Here is an 18,283-nt window from a genome sequence, read left to right on the forward strand (position 1 = left end):
AACGCTCGGGCGCTATATGGTGCCACGACGCAGATGAAAATTTTGTCATGTCGGCGGCAGCTCGTTCCGGCGGCGGTTCGGTGTCTTCGTGGTGGTGACCAAGGCTGTTGCCGAGGGGATTGGTCGCGACATCGCCAAAATAATCCGCGGCGCTGGCAGCCTCATGGATATCGTTGATTGTGAGAGGGTTACACTCTTGTCATGTTCCGGGAGACATTATGAGGATGATCCTTGCCGCCGTCAGCGTATTGGGTTTGGCAGCTGGCGCGATGGCCCAGACCCCACCGCCGGTGCTGGGTCTGAAGACGCAGGCCGAGCCCTATGCGACTGCGTCCGTGGTCAACCATCCCAAGACGATCGGCTGGCCCGACGGGCGCAAACCCGTGGCGCCGCGGGGGTATGAGGTCATCAAGTTTGCGGGCGGTCTGGACTATCCGCGCCAGGCGCTGCTGCTGCCCAATGGCGACATGCTGGTCGCGGAGGCGCGCACGAAGCCCAAACTGGATGCCGAACCCGACGTTCAACGCGGTCAGGCGCTGTCGAAGACGACGGGCTTCAGCGCCAACCGTATCACCCTGTTGCGCGACGCGGACCGCGACGGCGTCGCGGAACAGCGTTTCGTGCTGATCGAGGGGCTCAACCAGCCGTTCGGGATGCAATATGCGAACGGGCGGCTGTACGTCGCCAATACCGACGGCGTCGTCAGCGTTCCGTTCTCGCCCGGCCAGACGCGCGTGACCGCAACCCCGCAGCCGCTCGTGTCGCTGCCCGCGGGGGGCTACAACAATCACTGGACGCGCAACCTGTTGCTGAGCCCCGATGCGCGGACGCTGTACGTATCGGTCGGTTCCGCCTCGAATGTCGGCGAGCATGGCATGGACGAGGAGAAGCGACGAGCGGCCATCCTCGCGATCGATCTGCGTACCGGGCGCGAGCGTCTCTACGCGTCGGGGCTCCGAAACCCGGTCGGCATGGCCTGGGCGCTTGGTACGAACACTTTATGGGCTGCGGTCAACGAACGCGACCAGCTCGGCGACGATATCGCGCCCGACTATCTCGTCGGCGTTCGCGATGGCGGGTTCTATGGATGGCCTTACAGCTATTACGGCAAGCAGGATCCGCGTCACGCCAATACCAAGCGCGAGTTGCTGGCGACGACGTTGCTTCCCGACGTTGCCGTGGGGCCCCATGCCGCAGCGCTGGGCGTGGCGTTCGCCAAGGGAACGTCCGCCGCGCAACAGGTCGCCTATGTTGCGCGGCACGGATCGTGGAACCGGTCCGCGTTCATCGGCTATGACGTCCTCGCGGTCCCCTTTGCCAATGGCAGGCCGACCGCCGCGCCGCAGCCATTCCTGACGGGGTTCGTCGCGAACGAAAAGTCGGGCGAAGTCTATGGTCGACCGGTGAGCGTGCAGACGCGCGACGATGGCGCGATCTTCGTCGTCGACGATGCCGGGGATACCGTCTGGCTGGTGCGACGCACCGCGTGACCGCCAAGGCGCTGATCGTTCTGGCGGCGATGTGTGCGTGTTTGGACGCGTCCCGGGTGTCGGCGCAGACCGTACCGTTCATCGATACCGAAGACGCGACGCTGTCGGAGGTCGATGTCGGCGATGGGACGGTCCATCCGATCGTCACGCTCGACGTCCGCAACGGCGATTATGCGCGCGGCGCCTATGACGACGATGATGCTGGCCTTGGCAGAGTCCCGGTCCATCTCTCGGTCGGCGGTGCCGCCGTGCTGACGCGCCGCGCGGACGGGCAGGGCGCCCTGTTCCTGGTCGGGCAAAGCTCGAACGGCTTTCACGCGGCGCGCGCCGATGAGCGGTCGCGCCCGCGCAGCTGGTATGAAAGCAACACGATCGTCGGTCTTGCATGGCGGCCTGTCGATGGGCTCTCCACCGCTGCGGCCTATGCCATCAAGGCCAGCCCCAACGGGGTGGCGAACACGACCCACGAGGCCAGCCTGACGATCCTCTACACCGGCGATAATGCAGTGGGATTTCTCGCGCCGCGTTTCGCCGTGACGAAGCGGAGCAAAGGCGAGGGGGGTTTTTACACGATCGCCGGCATCGCCCCCGCCTTTGCCCTGACACGCGCAAAAGACGGTCCGACGCTCACGGTGCCGGTGTCGGCCGGTGTCGGCTGGCGGGGCTTCTATGCAGCGGACAGCGGCGACAGGGTATATGGCAGCGCCGGGGTGGCGGTCGCGCAGCCCGTCAAGATCGCCGGCGCCGCGGCATCGTTGCAGGGCGAAATCCTCGCCGTGGTCCGTGACCATCATCTGGCCCGGCTCGACGCTCCCGGTGGCACGACCGCCGATGTCGTGCCGTTGGCGACCCTGTCGATCACCATGGCCTGGTGACTTCCGCGCGCAAGCGGTTGCCGCCTCCCATTTTGGCGGCGAGGCTAGGGCGCCCTGTCACGGGTGAAGGCTCTGAGAGCGTCAGTGCATCATCATACGCGCAGCAAATTGAAATTCACAATTTGCGGTTAATGCACTTTAAACCGCTTGCAGTCGCAATTACGAAATGAATTTGCTGCATATGTCCCCTTGTCGAAAGACAGACACTTTTTCAATGAGGGGGATTCACATGCGCTACTGGCCAATCGGCAAGCCCATCAGGGGCTAAACAGTCAACAGCCTGTGCTCTTATATTCTTTTAATTGACGCATTCTGCACGGCACAATGCAATGTGTTACTCAAGAAATAGTAAGACGCACAGGAGTGATGACTGGCAAATACTGTCATGAATAAAATCATGAGCCAATTTGCGATATTGGAATACCGTGAAGCCCTATAACGGCTGAACTCGAAAATGCCCGGCTTTCCAAGCCGGGCATTTTTTTGCCATCAAGACCTGGCCATAGCCTTTACCGGCATCTCAAAGGTGAAGGCCCGAGGAACAAGCCCAAGTACTTTTACAGCCTTTTGCATGGCTTCGTTATGCGTCGATATCGTGAAGTGGATTTCGGTGAACCAACCGTTCAGATGAGTTTTCCGAAATCGCGATAGCACGGCAGCAAAGGCTGCGGGAGCGGTAGGCGAACCCCACGCGAACGTGATCGTGAGCGTTCGATCATCATGGTCCTCGCCCCAATTGATACCGCCAACGCACGTTCCGCTTTCGTCAAAAGCCAGAATTGCGGGATGATCCCATTTGCATGGGGGATATCTCAGCCAGCCATTCTGCTGATGATCAACACCCGCGGCGTAGGCCGCTCTCAGGCCTTCTTTGCTGTGCGCAAGTTTGGTAACATGCTCCAACCGTAAACTCATGTTACAGCTCTCCGCCTGTACTTGAGGATCTAGAGATCGCAGAACGGCGCACACGGGTGCTCATTGCCAATCGCAGCCGCCTCTGTGGCTGGGAGCGGTTGTCGACCGATGGGTGCCGATACCAGGCCTTGTGCTTAGTAACTGGCGGCATCCATTCAGGCAGGTTCGCGATCTCGGGGTTTGTGCCTTTGGGCGCAGCATGGACCATCCCGCCTGCCCAAGTAACGATCAACGGCGCTGGTCGCGCCGCATGGATCCTTTCGTCGACCCGTCCGCGCCGTAGACTAAACAAAAACAGCCGCCAACCTCGAAAGGTTGACGGCTGCCTTCACACAGATGGGCACTGGGACCAGCTGTGAAATGCGCTTAGGCGAATGCGATCTTCGCCTGGCGACGACGAACGCGCATCGATGCACCGATGCCGCCTATACCGAACAGCATGATCGCCCAGGTACCAGCCTCGGGAACTGCTGCCGTCGGCTCGAAGGTTGCGGTGCCGGCATAGGAGCCGTTGCCACGCGACATGCCGTTCACGACGATCTTGTTCGTCGCACCCGACGTGATCGCGACGTTGTTGATCTCGAAGAACTCGGCGTTGCCGACGATGGTCTTCGTGGCTGCGAAGCCGTTGATGAACACCGACAGGATGTCGAGATCGGTCGAGCTCGTCAGACGCGTGGTGTTCGTGCTCAGCGTGCCGCTGGCCAGACCAGTCTGATCGATGATGAAGTTGAAGGTATCCGTGAACATGCCCGACGCAATGCCCGAACGACCGAAGTCTGCCGAAACAGTACCGTCCGTGATGTCACCGCTTACGGTGAACTCGGGGTTGCCCGGAACGAAATCCGCTGCGTGAGCTGCAGGGGCCATCGCGAAAGCCGATGCGAATGCCATGGTCGAGAGTAGTAGACGCTTCATGATGGTTCCCTCTATTTGATACTTAACAAGCTGTTACCGGGGGGCATGGCGATTCGCAAACCGATATAACGCTGAGATTTCCCCATGATCTCAATAATGTCCAAGTTTGGGACAATCGGCCTTCCTACGTCGCAGACGGGGCCGGAAGGCACGTTCCGCTTCGAGCACCGCTAGGCCTTATGCTCTCCTGGGGGCCGGCCCCCAGGCAGCCGGAAAGCGCGGTTTCGGCGCATGGGCGCGCGCTGCTTGATAGGGGCGGTATGGCCTCGCCTTGTCCCGGGGCGATACGGGTGGCCTATCAATGGTGCGGGCGATGGCATTCTCGGCGATCGTGGCGATGGCTTTGAATATTGGGTAAAAGACGCTAGCTTTACCGCTCATAGGTCGTCGGGAGAAATGCGTGATACGGGTAGAGGCGCGGCCGCAGCCAAGCGGGTCGTGGACTGACGTCGGTAGCGGCCTGGCGCGCTGGACAGCGCGGTGGTGGCCGCTTCTGATAGGATTGGCCTGCCTCATCCTGCCGACAGTGAGCCGGCTGGCGACCGTCAGCTGGTCTACCGAACAGGGCGCGCACGGGCCCATTATCTTCATTTCCGCGCTGTGGCTGATCTGGCGGGCGCGGCCGTGGGAGGTCGCCAAGCGCCAATCCTTCCTTCCTGTCGGCTTGCTGTTGGTCCCCGCGCTGCTTCTCTATTCCGTAGGGCGTATTACCAGCATCTTGGCGATCGAGGCCCTGTCCCTCTACACCGTGATCGTAGTCCTATTATGGACTTATCTCGGTAAGGAGGCACTCAAGAGGCTGTGGTTCCCCCTGGTGTACCTGCTGTTCATCATCACGCCGCCGGAGAACTGGGTTTTTGTCGCCACGCGTCCCATCAAGGACTTGATCTCCGATGCTTCCGTAAACTTGCTGGCTGCATTTGGTCTCCCCATCGGGAGTACCGGAACGGTTATTCAGATTGGTGGATATCAGTTGCTGGTCGCGACGGCTTGTTCCGGGATAAACTCCCTGATCGGCATTTGTGCGTTGGGTGTTTTCTACGTCTATCTTCGGCATGGCAATGCACCACGCTACGCGATATTGCTGATATCGCTGATGATACCGCTTGCCATCGCGGCAAACTTTTTACGGATCATCATACTGGTTCTCATGACCTATTACATATCCGAGGAGGCCGCGCAGGGCTTGGCGCACGAGCTGGTTGGCATGGGCATGTTTATCCTGGCATTGCTTATGCTGCTGGGACTGGATGCGGTGCTGCATCCTATTGTTTCACGTCGGGGCCGAAAGTAACGACATGACCATCGCTCGATTTACCCGACGAGAAGCTGCCCTGGGTCTCGCCTTCGGCATAACCGCAGGCGTCACCTATGCTCGACGTCCTACCGAGCTCGTCGTTGCCATTCCTTCCGGAAACCTGAACGACGCCATTCCAAAGCAAGCAGCCCCTTGGGCGATGGTGCCGGATGTCAGCTTTGTTCTACCCCCCGAGGATGAAGCAAAAGCGGCAGCCGTCTATGAGAAGCAGCTGATGCGCAGTTACGGTGCCGATGGCGCTCCGCCCATCATGCTTCTGATCGCCTATGCGTATCGGCAGAGCGGCATGTTGATGGTGCATCGTCCTGAGTCCTGCTACCCCGGATCCGGTTTTACGATCACCGATATACGAGACGTGGATATTCCACTGGGCAAAGGCATCAGTGCACCAGGGCGCTTCCTAACGACAGTGCGCGATACCCGTACAGAGCAGGTTCTTTATTGGACTCGCCTGGGGAATCGTTTCCCGGTGTCGTGGGATGATCAGCGACGGTCCATCGCAAAGCAGAACCTGGCCGGCCTAATCCCAGATGGGGCGTTGATACGATTTTCGATCATCGATCCGGATGCCAACGCTGCAGAGGCAACCATGATGGGCTTTGCGAAAACATTGTTCGAGTCCTGCGGCCCCTCCGGCCGCGCACTTCTCGCTGGCCCGATCAACGCATAGGCGATGAGGGTCGCAAGGCGCTGAATATATCGTCAAGTCTCGCCGCGACCATAATATGGTGGGAGCGGCAGCGCCCTCATTGCCACGTCACTTGCTAAGCGCGCACAGCAAATAGCGCCACACCGTATCAACCGGCTTTTCATTCATCGATCGCCGCAGGTATAAAACGCGCAAGCCCCGCAAAAATCACGACGCTTAACCAGTTCTATACGGTTCCAATTTCGTTTCCTTCTGCATTTTGTCTAAGGTAATTGCTTATGTCAGCATCCTCCAGGTTCCTCATCACCAAGCGGCAAACCCTGTCTGCCGCAGCCCTCGCACTCACGCTGGCGGCAGCGGCCTGTAATAAAACCGGACCGAGCGGTCAGACGGTTGCTACGGTCAATGGCGAAGCCATCACGCAAAGCGAACTCAATTTCGAGCTGGGGTTGAGCGGAGCCAACGCGCGAAACTCGAAAGACCTTCAGCCAAAGGCCTTGCAGGCCCTTATCGATCGAAAGCTGGTTATCCAGGCCGGCGAGCGCGATGGTCTTTACAAGAAGCCGAACGCCGTTCTTGCCGTGGAGCGTGCCAAAAATATCGTGATGGCGAACCTTGCGCTGCAATCGGTCGCAGCGGGTGTGCCTCAACCGGTCACGACGCGCGACGTCGAGACGTATCTAGCGAAGCATCCCGAACTGAGTAGGGAGCGCCGGACATTGTCGGTGGAACAGATTCGTTTTCCAGCACCAAATAATCCGAGCCTGATCGCGGCTATGAAGCCGGCAAAGACATTGGCGGAATTGACAGCAGTTCTGGATAGCCGGGGCGTGAGCTATCAGCGGGCAACGGTGGAGCTCGACAGCGCAAGTCTGGATCGTAACGCACTCGGTCGATTGATGACGACGGTGAACGGTGAGCCTCTGGTTATTCTCGAAGGTGCAACGGCGATCGCCAATCATGTCATAAGCGTCCGTCCAGCCGAAGCGAGCTCTGCTGCTATCAATGAACTCGCCAAGCAGGGGATAGCACGTGACCGCATCCAGGCAGGCATCGTTCAGCATCAGGCGGCGCTGCGGAACGCGGCGAAGATCGAGTATGCCAAACCCCTCGATCCCAAGGCGAAGGCTTCTCAGTAATTCCTATTGAAGGCTCTTTCGATCGGCGCCCGTTGGCGCGGAGTGCGTCAGCCTCCGCTACAACGGGCAAGGACGTGCCGCTGACGTCCGCGACAGAGGGGACTCTGCGGATCTGACATGCCGCTGGGTGAAGTCTCGTCTGAGGGCAGCAGCGTCGCGGACGTATGCGGGCGCGGCCGCGATGCCGTGTCGACTCTATGTCAGGCAAGCGTCGCCGGCTTGGATAGGACCGGCAGATGTATCGCGGGTTGCACCGTTTGCCAGCGGACGTTTCGGTGCGATCAGGCCGTCGTTCACGCCGCCGCATCACCCCGGGGCGCGATCGTAATACGTACCATGATGACTGGGTATCGCCCAAGGTCTGGTGAACTGACCGCTTTGCGGTTCGGTAAGGTCGCGCCGATGCGGACCAAGAGTGCCTCGCCGCCTTTGCGTGCGATCCTGCCTACGCGCTGGAAAGCAGCGAGTACTTATTCTCGGTGTGTATCAAGCCGAGTTCAAGTACGGCGTTCACTCTGTCGAGCGGCGTCCGCCACCTGATAAGATCCGCGAATTGGCGCTGGGTGAAAGGGCCCTGAAGAGCCATCGGCGCCGTCATTCGGCGCTGAATTACTACCGGTTACCGCGCAATGTGGGCAGCAGGACGTAAAGATGATTTAGATTATGGTCGGCACAGCATGTCTCATGCCTGGCGCCAACATCTTCGGTATGATCACAGCAACCCTAAGGCGGCTGAAAACCGGCAGACAGGCTATTCCGATCCAAAAATTATTCGGGATAAGAACTCAAAAGCCGTCGCTTGTCGCAAGAATGAATCTTTTCCAGTCGATTCACCATAACGTAAAAAAACTGTAACAATTTTATCAATGCCATAGCATGCAAAAACAAAGGACGACCCACTATCAGATAGCGAGTCGTCCTTTATGTTCGACTTAACCCTTGAAAGGCTTGCCGTTCTGCCAATAACGCATAAAATTTCCTTTGAGTTAAATGGATTATGCTGCCGCCCCGCGGCAAGACCGTCCTGCCCGGTCGTGGTTAATATGGCAATCTACTAAAACCGAGTCGGGATCCAATATTCGTTGAACAGAGCGTTTTGGCCGACGAATCGGTGGAACTCCCGTTACTAGGGTGACGACTCGTTAATCAGTGTTACACCAGGCCCGTGGTGGCGAGGTCGATTGCGGAGAGGAAGGCCTTCGGGCATCGATCGTCGCGACTGACGACGCCGCGCCCGTCTCTAGAACGACCGAACATGGCCTCGATACGGCTCCGGCTTCGGCAGCAGCGCCGGTGATATCTCGGCCTGAGGGTTATAGGGCTTGGTCGAAGGCAAGGCCGCTCCTAGGCATCAGGAATGCGGCTAGCTACATTTCCGATCCGTGCCCTCACAGGCGTATTGATGCTCGTAACCGGGCTCAGCATCATCGAGTCCAATGAATGGTGGATCAGGATCTGGGACTTTCCCCGGGTTCAGATACTCGGCCTCCTGCTGCTGAGCGGAGGCCTGGCGCTGTGGCTGGATCGGCAGGCAGGACGATGGATCGCAGTGGGGTGCGCCGTCGCAGCCGGGTGGCAACTCTATCGCATCTATCCGTATACACCGCTTGCGAAGACGGAGCTGGCCTTTGCGGATGATGCCGCAACCGCGCAGAGCCGGTGTTTCGGCGTCCTTTCGCTGAACGTGTTGGAGTCCAATCGAGACTATGGGCGAACGGCGCGGCTGATCGATCGGGTTCGGCCCGATATCCTGCTATTGATGGAAACCGACCAGCGCTGGGCCGATGCATTGGCCAAGCAGCTTGCGCGCTATCCACACCGGCTCGAACAACCGATCGGCAATACCTACGGTATGATCTTCGCGACGCGGCTGCCGATGCGCGATGGGCGGATCGAAACGATCGCACAAAAGGATACGCCGTCGGTGCATGGGGAGCTGACGGCCGGTGATCGATTTCGCGTGATAGCGCTTCACCCGCGCCCGCCCGTTCCCGGACAGGATACCGAGGCACGGGACGCCGAGATCGCGATCGCGGCGAGTCGCGCCGCCCGTACGAAGTTGCCGGTATTGGCGATCGGCGACTTCAACGATGTCGCATGGTCGCACACCTCGCAGCTGTTCAAACGCGTCGGAGGCTATCTCGACGCTCGGATCGGTCGGGGCACGTTCGCAACCTTCCCCGCGCGCACGCCGCTGCTCGGTTGGCCGCTCGACCACATGTTCGTCACACCCGAATTCAAGGTGCATAGCCTGGAGGTGCTGGAAGATGTGGGTTCAGACCATCTCCCGATACATTCGCGTCTTTGCCTGACCGGCCGGTCCGGCGCCAACAAGGCGCCTGACGCAGTGTCGAACGAAGACCGCAAGGACGTTAAGGAGGTCCTTGAGGAGTATCACGAGGACCGGCGCGAGCGGTAAGCCAAGCTCACGGACTTGACGTACATGATAGGGGCAGAGCCGTTGCAGGACGACCCGCTCGAGACACTGGTATCTGACGAACGGCTTTGGCGTCGCATGACAGGGCAGGGGGCACAGAGGTGGTGCCGAGCAACTCGCCCGTCCTTCGCGCTGCTTCACCAGCGATCCCTTGCCCGGAATGGCGCAAACGGCACGGCGGTAACGCGCATGACGTACAAGGGCTGACCGGGGTGCCAAGTCCGTTTAACAGGGATCTGGCGACCAGATGGGAATGACGCTGTGATTGTCGGGTGACCGACGCCGACGAGATGGCATTGGAGAACCGGTTGGAACATGATGCCTGGTGGCAGACCTATCTGGATCAATGGACGGCGCTCCCGTTTCATGATCTGATCGCGGCTGTCGCGATCCTGAGCACGGCCCTTCTTCTGGGTATCGTTGCAGCGCGCCTTGCCTGTAGATACCTCCTGCCGGCCTTGACGCCGCGCCACGCCGACGTGGTCGCGCCGCGCCTGATGGCGATTACCCGTGCCGGCGTGACGGCGCTGGTCCTGACGGCATTCCTTGGCGTTCGGGGGTTTAACCCCGGCGCCGATCTTCTGCTTGCAGCGGGTCTCGGCATCGCGGTCGCGGCGCTGGCCTATCAGTTCGGCCGTGCGCTCGGTCTTCGGAGCCGACCGGCGTCGCTGATCGCCGCCACCTTGTTCCTCATCGTGCTGGCAAGTCGACTGGGGGGCCTCGCTCCGTTGATCGCCGGACTGGACCGCGCCAGCATGGGGGTCGGCACCCGGCGTATTTCGCTGCTCGACATCGTCAACGCGGTCGGCTTGTCGCTCCTGCTGTTCCTCGCCGCGCGCGCGCTGCTCGGGCTGATCCTGCGCTGGATCGGGCAGGCCCGGCTGCTCGACGCGGCGCAACGCGTGCTGTTCCAGAAACTCGCTCAGATTGCGGTCGTCACCGTCGCGATCTTCGTCGGTATCGATCTTCTCGGCATCGATCTCACGGCGCTGGCCGTGTTCTCCGGCGCGTTCGGGCTCGCGATCGGTTTCGGCTTGCAGAAGACGCTCGGCAATCTGATCGCAGGGCTCATCCTGCTGCTCGACCGATCGATCAAGCCCGGCGACGTCATCGCGGTCGGCGATACCTTCGGCTGGGTCAACAAGATCGGCGTTCGCGCAGTCTCGGTGCTGACCCGTGACGGCAAGGAGCATCTGATCCCGAACGAACGGCTGATGACCGACGAAGTCGAAAACTGGTCTTTCTCAAGCCGGGACGTCAGGGTTCATGTCGGGTTTCGGGTGTCGTTCGATTGCGATCTGCGACTGGCGCAGAGGCTTGCCGTCGAGGCCGCGTCCGTCTCGCCACGTGTGCTGACCGAACCCGCCCCTGTCTGCTGGATCAAGGAATTCGGCGACAATGGGGTGGAATTCGACCTGCGGATCTGGATCGACAGCCCCGAGGCGGGGGTTGGGAACGTCACAAGCGACGTGTTCTTTCGCATCTGGGACCTGTTCAAGGAACACGGCGTCACCATCCCGGTGCCTCAGCGCGATCTCCGTTTTCACTCTACATCAGGCGAGCAAACGCCCCCGACCTAGGCCACTGCCGCAGTGATCAGGGCGCCCGTTCGATAAAGCGGGGCACTGCTCCGCGGCGTACGGCCCTGATCCTGTTCGGGATCCTCATGTCGATCCACCGTAAGCGATTGCAGACAGGCGCTGTCGAGAGTCTGTAACCTCCCCAAATGCCAACCAATCGAGCGGATCACCGAAAGACTTCACAGCGGCACAGCGGAGAGGCAAGAGACGGCATGCACACTGACGATGCAGACACGGTGCACTATCGCCTGCGCCGCCAGAGCCGAACGCCGGCGTGGCTGGCCCTGTCCTGGCGGGCGCTGGTCGCGTTGGCGCTGATCGGCATTGCGCTCGCGGTGCACTGGTTCGATCGCGGCGGCCTGCGGCAGAATTCGGGCGAGCCCGTAACGTTCGCCGACATCCTGTATTTCACGATGATTACCGTCACGACCGTCGGCTACGGCGACATCGTGCCTGTGACCCAGCAGGCGCGGATGTTCGATACCTTCGTCGTGACGCCCATCCGGCTCTTCGTATGGCTCATCTTTTTAGGTACCGCATATGATTTTCTGCTCAAGGGCGTCTGGGAGAAATGGCGTATGTCGGTGATCCAGCGACACCTCGAAGACCATGTGGTGGTCGCCGGTTTCGGCACGAGCGGGTCTGAGGCCGTCAGCGAACTCATCCGTCGCGGTGCCGATCCGGGCATGATCGTGGTCGTCGACGAGCGCGCTGCGGCGTTACGCACGGCGGAGAGTTGCGGCACGACGGTGATGGAGGGAAACGCCACGCGCAACGCCGCGCTCGAGGCAGCCCGTCTCTCCAAGGCTCGCGCGCTCATCGTTTCCGCCGGTCGCGACGATACCTCGATCCTTATCGTGCTGACAGCGCGGCGGATCGCGCCCGATCTGCCGATCAGCGTGGTGATCCGGTCGGAGGACAATGAAGCGATTGCGCATCAGGCGGGCGCAAACGTGGTCATCAACCCGGCCAGCTTCGCCGGCCTTTTGCTCGCTGGGTCCACGCACGGCGCCCACACCGCCGAATACATGGCCGATCTTGCCGCGTCGGGCGGGCGTGTAGTCCTGCGGGAACGCGAGGTCGCTGCAGAAGAGGTCGGCAAACCGCTTGCCGCCATCGCCACCGGACTCGGCCACCGCATCTATCGTGGGCATCAGGACTTTTGCTTCTGGGAACCCGAGGCCGCCCGTCTGGAAGCGGGTGATATTATCGTTGAGGTTGTCCCCCGGCGCTAATTTACCACCAAATGTCCGGCCAGCGCCGTTTTTTGCGGGGGCACCTCGTCTACCGGATCCATGGCGTTCTTCATCAAGATAGGGCGAGGCCTCGTTTCGATCGCTTGACGGCCGAACCGAAATCGTCGCCGGTCGGCTGAAAAACGGCGGATTGGCCGTTCGGATCCGGCATGATGATCGCGATGTCGTTGCCCCCTCGGACGTCGGTTTGCGGCCAGAGGGCGATGCGTACGGCCCCATGATCATCGAAAGCTCGGAGGCTGTTGCGTCGTCCAACAACGGTGACGCGCGACACGGGGAATTGCTGGTCAGGGCGCGTGAGCTCAATGGCGGTAAACGGGCACATCTGCTGCGCCTGCGGGCCTATGATCAGGGCACAGCGTTCAGGCTCGAGATTCCTGCCGAGCCAAGACAGGGAGAAATACGGCTTTCGTCCGAGACGACCGCGCTTCGCTTTCCGCTCGATTACGCCTGCCGAGGGCGAGACGTATCGATAACAGGCTTCCGACACCGTCCATCGCTTGTCGAGCTCGATCGACGCGCCGGCATAGAGGTCGGTTTCGTACCAGCCCGGCAGGGCGCCATCGTTCGGCTGGCCGAGCCCGGGCTTCGACCCCTGGATACTGTTCCATGTTCCGGCAAGCACACTGGCCTTCTTCTCGGCCGGCAGCATCGTCTCGGTCAGACGCTCATCGCTTTGCTTAACCGGGCGTCCTGCGCTGCCGCCGACGACAGCACCACCGACAGGGCGAGGCCGCAAGCGAGAGGCTAGGTCAATCGTTCCCGCATCGTAACACTCGTTCGCAACTGACAAGGCCCAGCGTCGTTCCATTCACTGGACAGGACATTAACCATGAATAGGGGGTACATTGACCAAGCCGGTACCGAGTGACGCGCCACAGCCAGCCGCGGGACGCAAGGCGGAGATCAATCCGCCTGTATTCTTCGTTTCGGCAGGCCTGATCCTGGCCTTCGCCCTCTTCGGTGCACTCGCCCCGGAGACCGCGAACCGGGTGTTCACGACCGTGCAGGCGCTGATCGTCGCGGATTTCGGCTGGTTCTACATCGCCGCCGTCGCGGGGTTCCTGATCTTCGCCATCTTCCTGATGTTCAGTCGCTATGGCGATGTGAAGCTCGGGCCCGACGACAGCGAACCGGATTACAGCTACCTGTCCTGGTTCGCGATGCTGTTCAGTGCGGGGATGGGCATCGGCCTGATCTTCTTCGGCGTGGCCGAGCCGATCCAGCATTACGCATCGCCACCCGTGGGTGAGGGGAAGACGATCGCGGCCGCGCGCGAAGCGATGGTCCTCACCTTCTTCCACTGGGGCCTGCACGCTTGGGCGATCTACATCGTGGTCGGGCTGGCGCTTGCCTATTTCGCGTTTCGCCGTGGACTACCGCTCACCATCCGCTCGGCACTTTACCCGCTGATCGGCAAGCGGATCTATGGCCCGATCGGCCACGCCGTCGACATCTTCGCGGTGCTGGGTACGATGTTCGGCGTTGCGACGTCGCTTGGCCTCGGCGTGCTCCAGGTGAATGCCGGGTTCAATCACCTATTCGGCCTGCCGACGAGCATCCCCGTTCAGCTCGTCCTGATCGCCGCCATCACCGGCATGGCCACGCTGTCTGTCGTCGCCGGACTGGACAAGGGGGTGAAGCGCCTGTCCGAACTCAATATCATCCTGGCCGGACTGCTGCTCGCCTTCGTCCTCGTCACCGGGTCGACGGTGTTCCTGCTCCAGGCCTTTGTGCAGAACATCGGCACCTATCTCGGCGAAGTCGTGCCGCGCACCTTCCGCCTCTACGCCTATGAACCCAACCCGTGGCTGGGCAATTGGACCTTGTTCTATTGGGGTTGGTGGATCGCCTGGTCGCCCTTCGTCGGCATGTTCATCGCCCGCATCTCGCGTGGGCGCACGATCCGCGAATTCATCGGCGGCGTGCTGCTGGTGCCGACCCTTTTCACCTTCCTGTGGATGACGGTGTTCGGCAACACCGCGATCGCGCTGGACATGGCGGGTACGGCCGCCATCGCCGACACCGTCGCCAACAATCTGCCGGTGGCGTTGTTCGAGACACTGGAGCAGCTGCCGCTTGCCACGATCGTCTCGGGTGTCGCGACGTTGCTGATCATCACCTTCTTCGTCACGTCGGCGGATTCCGGGGCATTGGTCATCGACATGATCACGTCGGGCGCGGCGGAGAACCCGCCGGTTTGGCAGCGTGTGTTCTGGGCGGTATCCGCGGGCGGCGTCGGTGCTGTGCTGCTGGTCGCCGGGGGGCTCCAGGCCCTTCAGACGGCCGCGATCGCCAGTGCACTGCCATTCGCGGTGGTGATGGTGTTCATCTGCTATGGGCTGCTGCGCGCCCTGCAGACCGAGGGCCAGGAAGCGATGGACCTTTCCGCCGGGGGTTCCGATCCGATCGCCGAAACGCCGTTGAGCTGGCAGCAGCGCCTCGCGACCATCACGCGCTTCCACGACAAGCGTGAGGTTGCGGCGTTCCTCACCGATACGGCAAGCCCGGCGCTCGACGCGGTAGCGGCACAAATGCGCGACAGCGGCCTCTCGCCAACCCTCGTTCAGGACGAAAACCAGGTCGAGCTTCGCATCCCGCACGGCGAGCGTGGGGAGTTCCGCTACGGGGTTCGTGCGCGCGGCTTCCGCCAGGCAAGCTTCGCCTGGGCTGCATCGCGCAAGGCGAACGAACAGGAGCGTCTCCACTACCGGGCGGTGGCGCATTCCTCGGAGGGAGAGCCGGCGCATGATGTGACCGGCCTGAGCGACGAACAGCTCATCAACGATCTCCTCAACCGGTATGCGCGCTTCCGCCACGCCCGGCGGATGACCTGAGCGAGGGCTGTTCGCCGACCAGGAGCCGCCGCCGCCGAGAATGACATGCCGAACAGAGAGAAGATCACGGACAGTTCCAACGAGCGCGCCATCGACGAGCCGATTACCGGCATCCCGCAAGACCTCCCCGATGGCGTGCTCTCGCCTGGCGAGGACCCGCCGAAGGAGCCAAGCGACGAGGACGTTGCGTGGGTCGCGGCCAAACTCGGTGCGCCTGACCAAACCAATAACTTCCTAGATCTGCGATAGGCCTGGTTTTTCCGGGTCAATCGGCGTGACTTCGTCGGCAGGTTCGAAGCGCAGGGTCCACCGGGGGTAGCCTTCCGGTGAAATCTCGATGTCGGGCAGGCCGACCGGGTCCGAGCCGGTTTCTACCCATCCAGCGCCATGGCACCGATCGCAGGCGGTACGCTTGCAGCGGAAGCTTACGAGATCGATCTCGGTATTCCATTGGCCCCGGCCTTTGCACAATGGGCACATGGCATCCAAGCTCCCCTTACGGGGCTGGATCGGAACGATGTCGAAGGCGTGGGGGCTGTCTGGACCGTCGCAATAGACGATGTTGCTGGCGTGAGGCATGCGCCGCAGTCGCGGAACAGCCGTCTCAATGCAAGACGGCCTTGGTGCGCTCAGCGACCATTTATCAGGTGGTGATCCCGTCTCGCGCTGCCTGATCTCGGCAGGCATCCGATAACCAGCACGGCGCGCTTCCTACGCGCCAGGAACGGGTTGGTTCTTTCAAACACCCTGTCCACGCCGTATTGCCGATGACCCCTCGGACACCCTCCGCAACGATCATTCGAAACTGCGAGAAACGCGATCTGCCGCGCTCGACGGAATGCGGTATGGGACGCCGTCTGTAGCACTGGGCGCCTCGCGAGGCGTTGATTCTATTGATATTTTGCCAATCTCAGCCGCTTGGCGATGAGATGGTGACCCCTACGGGAATCGAACCCGTGCTTCAGCCGTGAAAGGGCCGCGTCCTAACCGCTAGACGAAGGGGCCTGCGTGGTTGGAGGCGCCTAAGGCCAAGTCGCTGGCCCGTCAACCCTTCAATCGGCCCAGGCGGCATCTTCGACGTGCAATTCTGCTGCGGGGCGCGATGCCCAGTCGTCGATCTTGGCGCGACCGGCGAGCCAGAGCTTGCGGTGCGGGGCCGCGCCGAGCAGCGCCTGACCGAGCGGCGTCTCGGCGGCGCGGAACGCCATCGCCTTGACGCTGCGGCCGTCGTCGCCCGCGACGATCGTGCGGACATGGCCATTGCCCACCACATCCGCCTTGATCACGCGGACCGGCCCCATCGCGACGCGCGGTGCGGGCCAGCCCATCCCATAAGGTCCCCCTGCGTCCATCGACTCGACCAGCGCAGGATTGACCCCGCCCGCGGCCAGGACCGCATCGAGCAAAAGCGTACGGCCGTCATTGGACTGCGAGACCGCTGCGGCGAGCCGGTCCTCGAGGAAGTCGGCGAAAGCCGGGATCGCCGCTTCGGCAATCGTCAGTCCGGCCGCCATCGCGTGGCCGCCCCCTGAAACGAGCAGGCCCTGCTCACGCGCCGCCATCACCGCCGCGCCGAGGTCCACGCCCGGGATCGACCGGCCCGATCCTTTCCCGATGCCGTGTTCGTCGATCGCGATGACGATCGCGGGCCGACCAAGCTTTTCCTTCAGGCGGCCCGCGACGATGCCGATGACGCCGGGATGCCAGCCCTGTCCGGCGACGACCGAGACGCTGCGCTCGCGACTGGCGAGCAGGTCGGCGGCCTCCTGCACCGCGGTCTCGATCGCGCGGCGTTCCTCGTTGAGACGGTCGAGCTCCTCGGCAATCCCGCGCGCCTCGTCAGGGTCCTGCGTCGTCAGCAGGCGGACGCCGAGATCGGCGCGGCCGACGCGCCCGCCGGCGTTGATCCGCGGGCCGAGCGCGAAGCCGAGATCGGTGCAGGTCGGGTTGCGCGTCAGCCGCGACGCCGCGATCAACGCGGCGACGCCGATGTTGCGGCGCGCGCCCATGACCTTCAGCCCCTGCGCGACGAACGCACGGTTGAGCCCGCGCAACTGCGCGACGTCGGCGACGGTGCCGAGCGCGACGATGTCGAGCAGGTCGATGAGCTTGGGCTCGGCGCGATCCGCGAAGTAGCCGCGCGTGCGCAGTGTGCGGACGAGCGCGGCGGCAGCGAGGAAGCACATGCCGACCGCAGCGAGATGGCCGTGTGCGGCGCCCTCGTCCTCGTCGAGCCGGTTAGGATTGACGAGCGCCAGCGCGTGCGGGAGTGCGGTCGAGCATTTGTGGTGATCGATCACGATCACGTCGACCTTCGCATCGCGCGCGGCATCGAGCGCGTCGAACGCCTGCGCGCCGCAGTCCACCGTGACGATCAGCGAGGCGCCTTCGCCTGCGAGCCTGACCATGGCCTCGCCCGACGGGCCATAGCCCTCGAGCAGGCGGTCGGGGATATAGGCGCGTGCCTCGATCCCCAGATCGCGGAGCACGAGGATCATCAGCGCGGCGGAGGTCGCGCCGTCGACGTCGTAATCGCCGAAGATCGCGACCTGTTCGCCCGCCTGCACCGCATCGGCGAGCCGGTCGGCGGCGCGGTCCATGTCGCGGAAGATCGACGGGTCGGGCATGAACGCGCGGATCGACGGCGTGCGGTGCGCGTCGAGCGCCTCGCGCGGGCAGCCGCGTGCGAGAAGGAGTTGGGTCACCAGATCGTCGCCGCCGAACCCGTCGCGCGCGTCGGCGGCGAGCGAGCGCCAGCGCCAGGGCTGGCCGAGGATCGAGGAGGTTACGCCGAGAACTGTCATGCGCCGGAGGTAGTGGCTGCGGGGGGATTGTCGAGCGGCTTCACCGACGCGGGCAGGCGATCCTC

Annotated in this window: 15 protein-coding genes and 1 tRNA gene; 10 read left to right on the forward strand and 6 right to left on the reverse strand. The window is 62.2% G+C overall.

What is annotated here, in order from left to right; all coding sequences use genetic code 11:
• The first annotated feature begins 218 nt into the window (after positions 1–218).
• Positions 219–1,490, forward strand: coding sequence for a sorbosone dehydrogenase family protein (locus tag J3A66_RS15295; RefSeq protein ID WP_209569814.1), 1,272 nt, complete (start codon positions 219–221; stop codon positions 1,488–1,490).
• Positions 1,487–2,365: a hypothetical protein gene (locus J3A66_RS15300; RefSeq protein WP_209569817.1), complete on the forward strand. Its 879-nt coding sequence runs from the start codon at positions 1,487–1,489 to the stop codon at positions 2,363–2,365. Before J3A66_RS15295 ends, J3A66_RS15300 begins: the two co-directional genes overlap by 4 nt.
• 489 nt (positions 2,366–2,854) lie before the next feature.
• On the opposite strand, the gene J3A66_RS15305 is transcribed toward J3A66_RS15300, so the two are convergent.
• Positions 2,855–3,280: a hypothetical protein gene (locus tag J3A66_RS15305; RefSeq protein WP_128082073.1), complete on the reverse strand. Its 426-nt coding sequence runs from the start codon at positions 3,278–3,280 to the stop codon at positions 2,855–2,857.
• Between the two features lie 366 nt (positions 3,281–3,646).
• A complete protein-coding gene (locus J3A66_RS15310) occupies positions 3,647–4,198 on the reverse strand; it encodes an FxDxF family PEP-CTERM protein (RefSeq protein WP_159511226.1) in 552 nt (183 codons plus the stop codon).
• 400 nt (positions 4,199–4,598) lie between these two features.
• Here J3A66_RS15310 and xrtV point away from each other — a divergent pair, with 400 nt between their 5' ends.
• The 6 genes from xrtV to J3A66_RS15340 all read left to right on the forward strand — a co-directional run bounded on the left by xrtV (position 4,599) and on the right by J3A66_RS15340 (position 12,556).
• On the forward strand, positions 4,599–5,492 hold the full coding sequence (xrtV, locus tag J3A66_RS15315) for an exosortase V (RefSeq protein ID WP_209569819.1): 894 nt from the start codon (positions 4,599–4,601) through the stop codon (positions 5,490–5,492).
• A 4-nt stretch (positions 5,493–5,496) separates the two neighbouring features.
• Positions 5,497–6,186 (forward strand): exosortase-associated protein EpsI, V-type, encoded by a 690-nt coding sequence (gene epsI / locus J3A66_RS15320; RefSeq protein ID WP_209569820.1) that lies wholly within the window; start codon positions 5,497–5,499, stop codon positions 6,184–6,186.
• Positions 6,187–6,443: 257 nt separating this feature from the next.
• A complete protein-coding gene (locus J3A66_RS15325; protein ID WP_209569822.1) occupies positions 6,444–7,304 on the forward strand; it encodes a hypothetical protein in 861 nt (286 codons plus the stop codon).
• Between the two features lie 1,402 nt (positions 7,305–8,706).
• Positions 8,707–9,723 (forward strand): endonuclease/exonuclease/phosphatase family protein, encoded by a 1,017-nt coding sequence (locus tag J3A66_RS15330; RefSeq protein WP_209569824.1) that lies wholly within the window; start codon positions 8,707–8,709, stop codon positions 9,721–9,723.
• Positions 9,724–10,013: 290 nt separating this feature from the next.
• Positions 10,014–11,321, forward strand: coding sequence for a mechanosensitive ion channel domain-containing protein (locus J3A66_RS19550; protein WP_209569826.1), 1,308 nt, complete (start codon positions 10,014–10,016; stop codon positions 11,319–11,321).
• Positions 11,322–11,533: 212 nt separating this feature from the next.
• A complete protein-coding gene (locus J3A66_RS15340) occupies positions 11,534–12,556 on the forward strand; it encodes a potassium channel family protein (RefSeq protein ID WP_209569828.1) in 1,023 nt (340 codons plus the stop codon).
• 73 nt (positions 12,557–12,629) lie between these two features.
• Here the strand turns inward: J3A66_RS15340 and J3A66_RS19340 are convergent, their stop codons facing one another.
• Positions 12,630–13,229: a hypothetical protein gene (locus J3A66_RS19340; protein ID WP_245336837.1), complete on the reverse strand. Its 600-nt coding sequence runs from the start codon at positions 13,227–13,229 to the stop codon at positions 12,630–12,632.
• 196 nt (positions 13,230–13,425) lie between these two features.
• On the opposite strand from J3A66_RS19340, the gene J3A66_RS15350 reads away from it, so the two are divergent.
• Together J3A66_RS15350 and J3A66_RS15355 are read left to right on the forward strand one after the other, a co-directional pair.
• Complete coding sequence (locus J3A66_RS15350) at positions 13,426–15,414, forward strand: BCCT family transporter (protein ID WP_209569829.1); 1,989 nt, start codon at positions 13,426–13,428, stop codon at positions 15,412–15,414.
• Between the two features lie 45 nt (positions 15,415–15,459).
• Positions 15,460–15,663, forward strand: a complete 204-nt coding sequence (locus J3A66_RS15355; RefSeq protein ID WP_183936412.1) for a hypothetical protein — start codon at positions 15,460–15,462, stop codon at positions 15,661–15,663.
• On the opposite strand, the gene J3A66_RS15360 is transcribed toward J3A66_RS15355, so the two are convergent.
• The 3 genes from J3A66_RS15360 to recJ form a co-directional block, all read right to left on the reverse strand.
• Positions 15,649–15,993, reverse strand: a complete 345-nt coding sequence (locus J3A66_RS15360) for a hypothetical protein (protein WP_209569831.1) — start codon at positions 15,991–15,993, stop codon at positions 15,649–15,651. The two genes, J3A66_RS15355 and J3A66_RS15360, sit on opposite strands and share 15 nt — an antisense overlap.
• Before the next feature lie 351 nt (positions 15,994–16,344).
• Positions 16,345–16,419, reverse strand: a tRNA-Glu gene (locus tag J3A66_RS15365).
• Between the two features lie 47 nt (positions 16,420–16,466).
• A complete protein-coding gene (gene recJ, locus J3A66_RS15370; protein ID WP_209569832.1) occupies positions 16,467–18,218 on the reverse strand; it encodes a single-stranded-DNA-specific exonuclease RecJ in 1,752 nt (583 codons plus the stop codon).
• Positions 18,219–18,283: the final 65 nt, after the last annotated feature.

The organism is Sphingomonas sp. PvP018, assembly GCF_017876865.1.
Taxonomy (GTDB): domain Bacteria; phylum Pseudomonadota; class Alphaproteobacteria; order Sphingomonadales; family Sphingomonadaceae; genus Sphingomonas; species Sphingomonas aerolata.

Coding starts and splice junctions, on each gene's coding strand:
- J3A66_RS15295 (WP_209569814.1), top strand. CDS start 219: ATGAGGATGATCCTTGCCGCCGTCAGCGTATTGGGTTTGGCAGCTGGC.
- J3A66_RS15305 (WP_128082073.1), bottom strand. CDS start 3,280: ATGAGTTTACGGTTGGAGCATGTTACCAAACTTGCGCACAGCAAAGAA.
- J3A66_RS15310 (WP_159511226.1), bottom strand. CDS start 4,198: ATGAAGCGTCTACTACTCTCGACCATGGCATTCGCATCGGCTTTCGCG.
- epsI (WP_209569820.1), top strand. CDS start 5,497: ATGACCATCGCTCGATTTACCCGACGAGAAGCTGCCCTGGGTCTCGCC.
- J3A66_RS15325 (WP_209569822.1), top strand. CDS start 6,444: ATGTCAGCATCCTCCAGGTTCCTCATCACCAAGCGGCAAACCCTGTCT.
- J3A66_RS15330 (WP_209569824.1), top strand. CDS start 8,707: ATGCTCGTAACCGGGCTCAGCATCATCGAGTCCAATGAATGGTGGATC.
- J3A66_RS15340 (WP_209569828.1), top strand. CDS start 11,534: ATGCACACTGACGATGCAGACACGGTGCACTATCGCCTGCGCCGCCAG.
- J3A66_RS19340 (WP_245336837.1), bottom strand. CDS start 13,229: ATGCTGCCGGCCGAGAAGAAGGCCAGTGTGCTTGCCGGAACATGGAAC.
- J3A66_RS15355 (WP_183936412.1), top strand. CDS start 15,460: ATGCCGAACAGAGAGAAGATCACGGACAGTTCCAACGAGCGCGCCATC.
- J3A66_RS15360 (WP_209569831.1), bottom strand. CDS start 15,993: ATGCCTCACGCCAGCAACATCGTCTATTGCGACGGTCCAGACAGCCCC.
- recJ (WP_209569832.1), bottom strand. CDS start 18,218: ATGACAGTTCTCGGCGTAACCTCCTCGATCCTCGGCCAGCCCTGGCGC.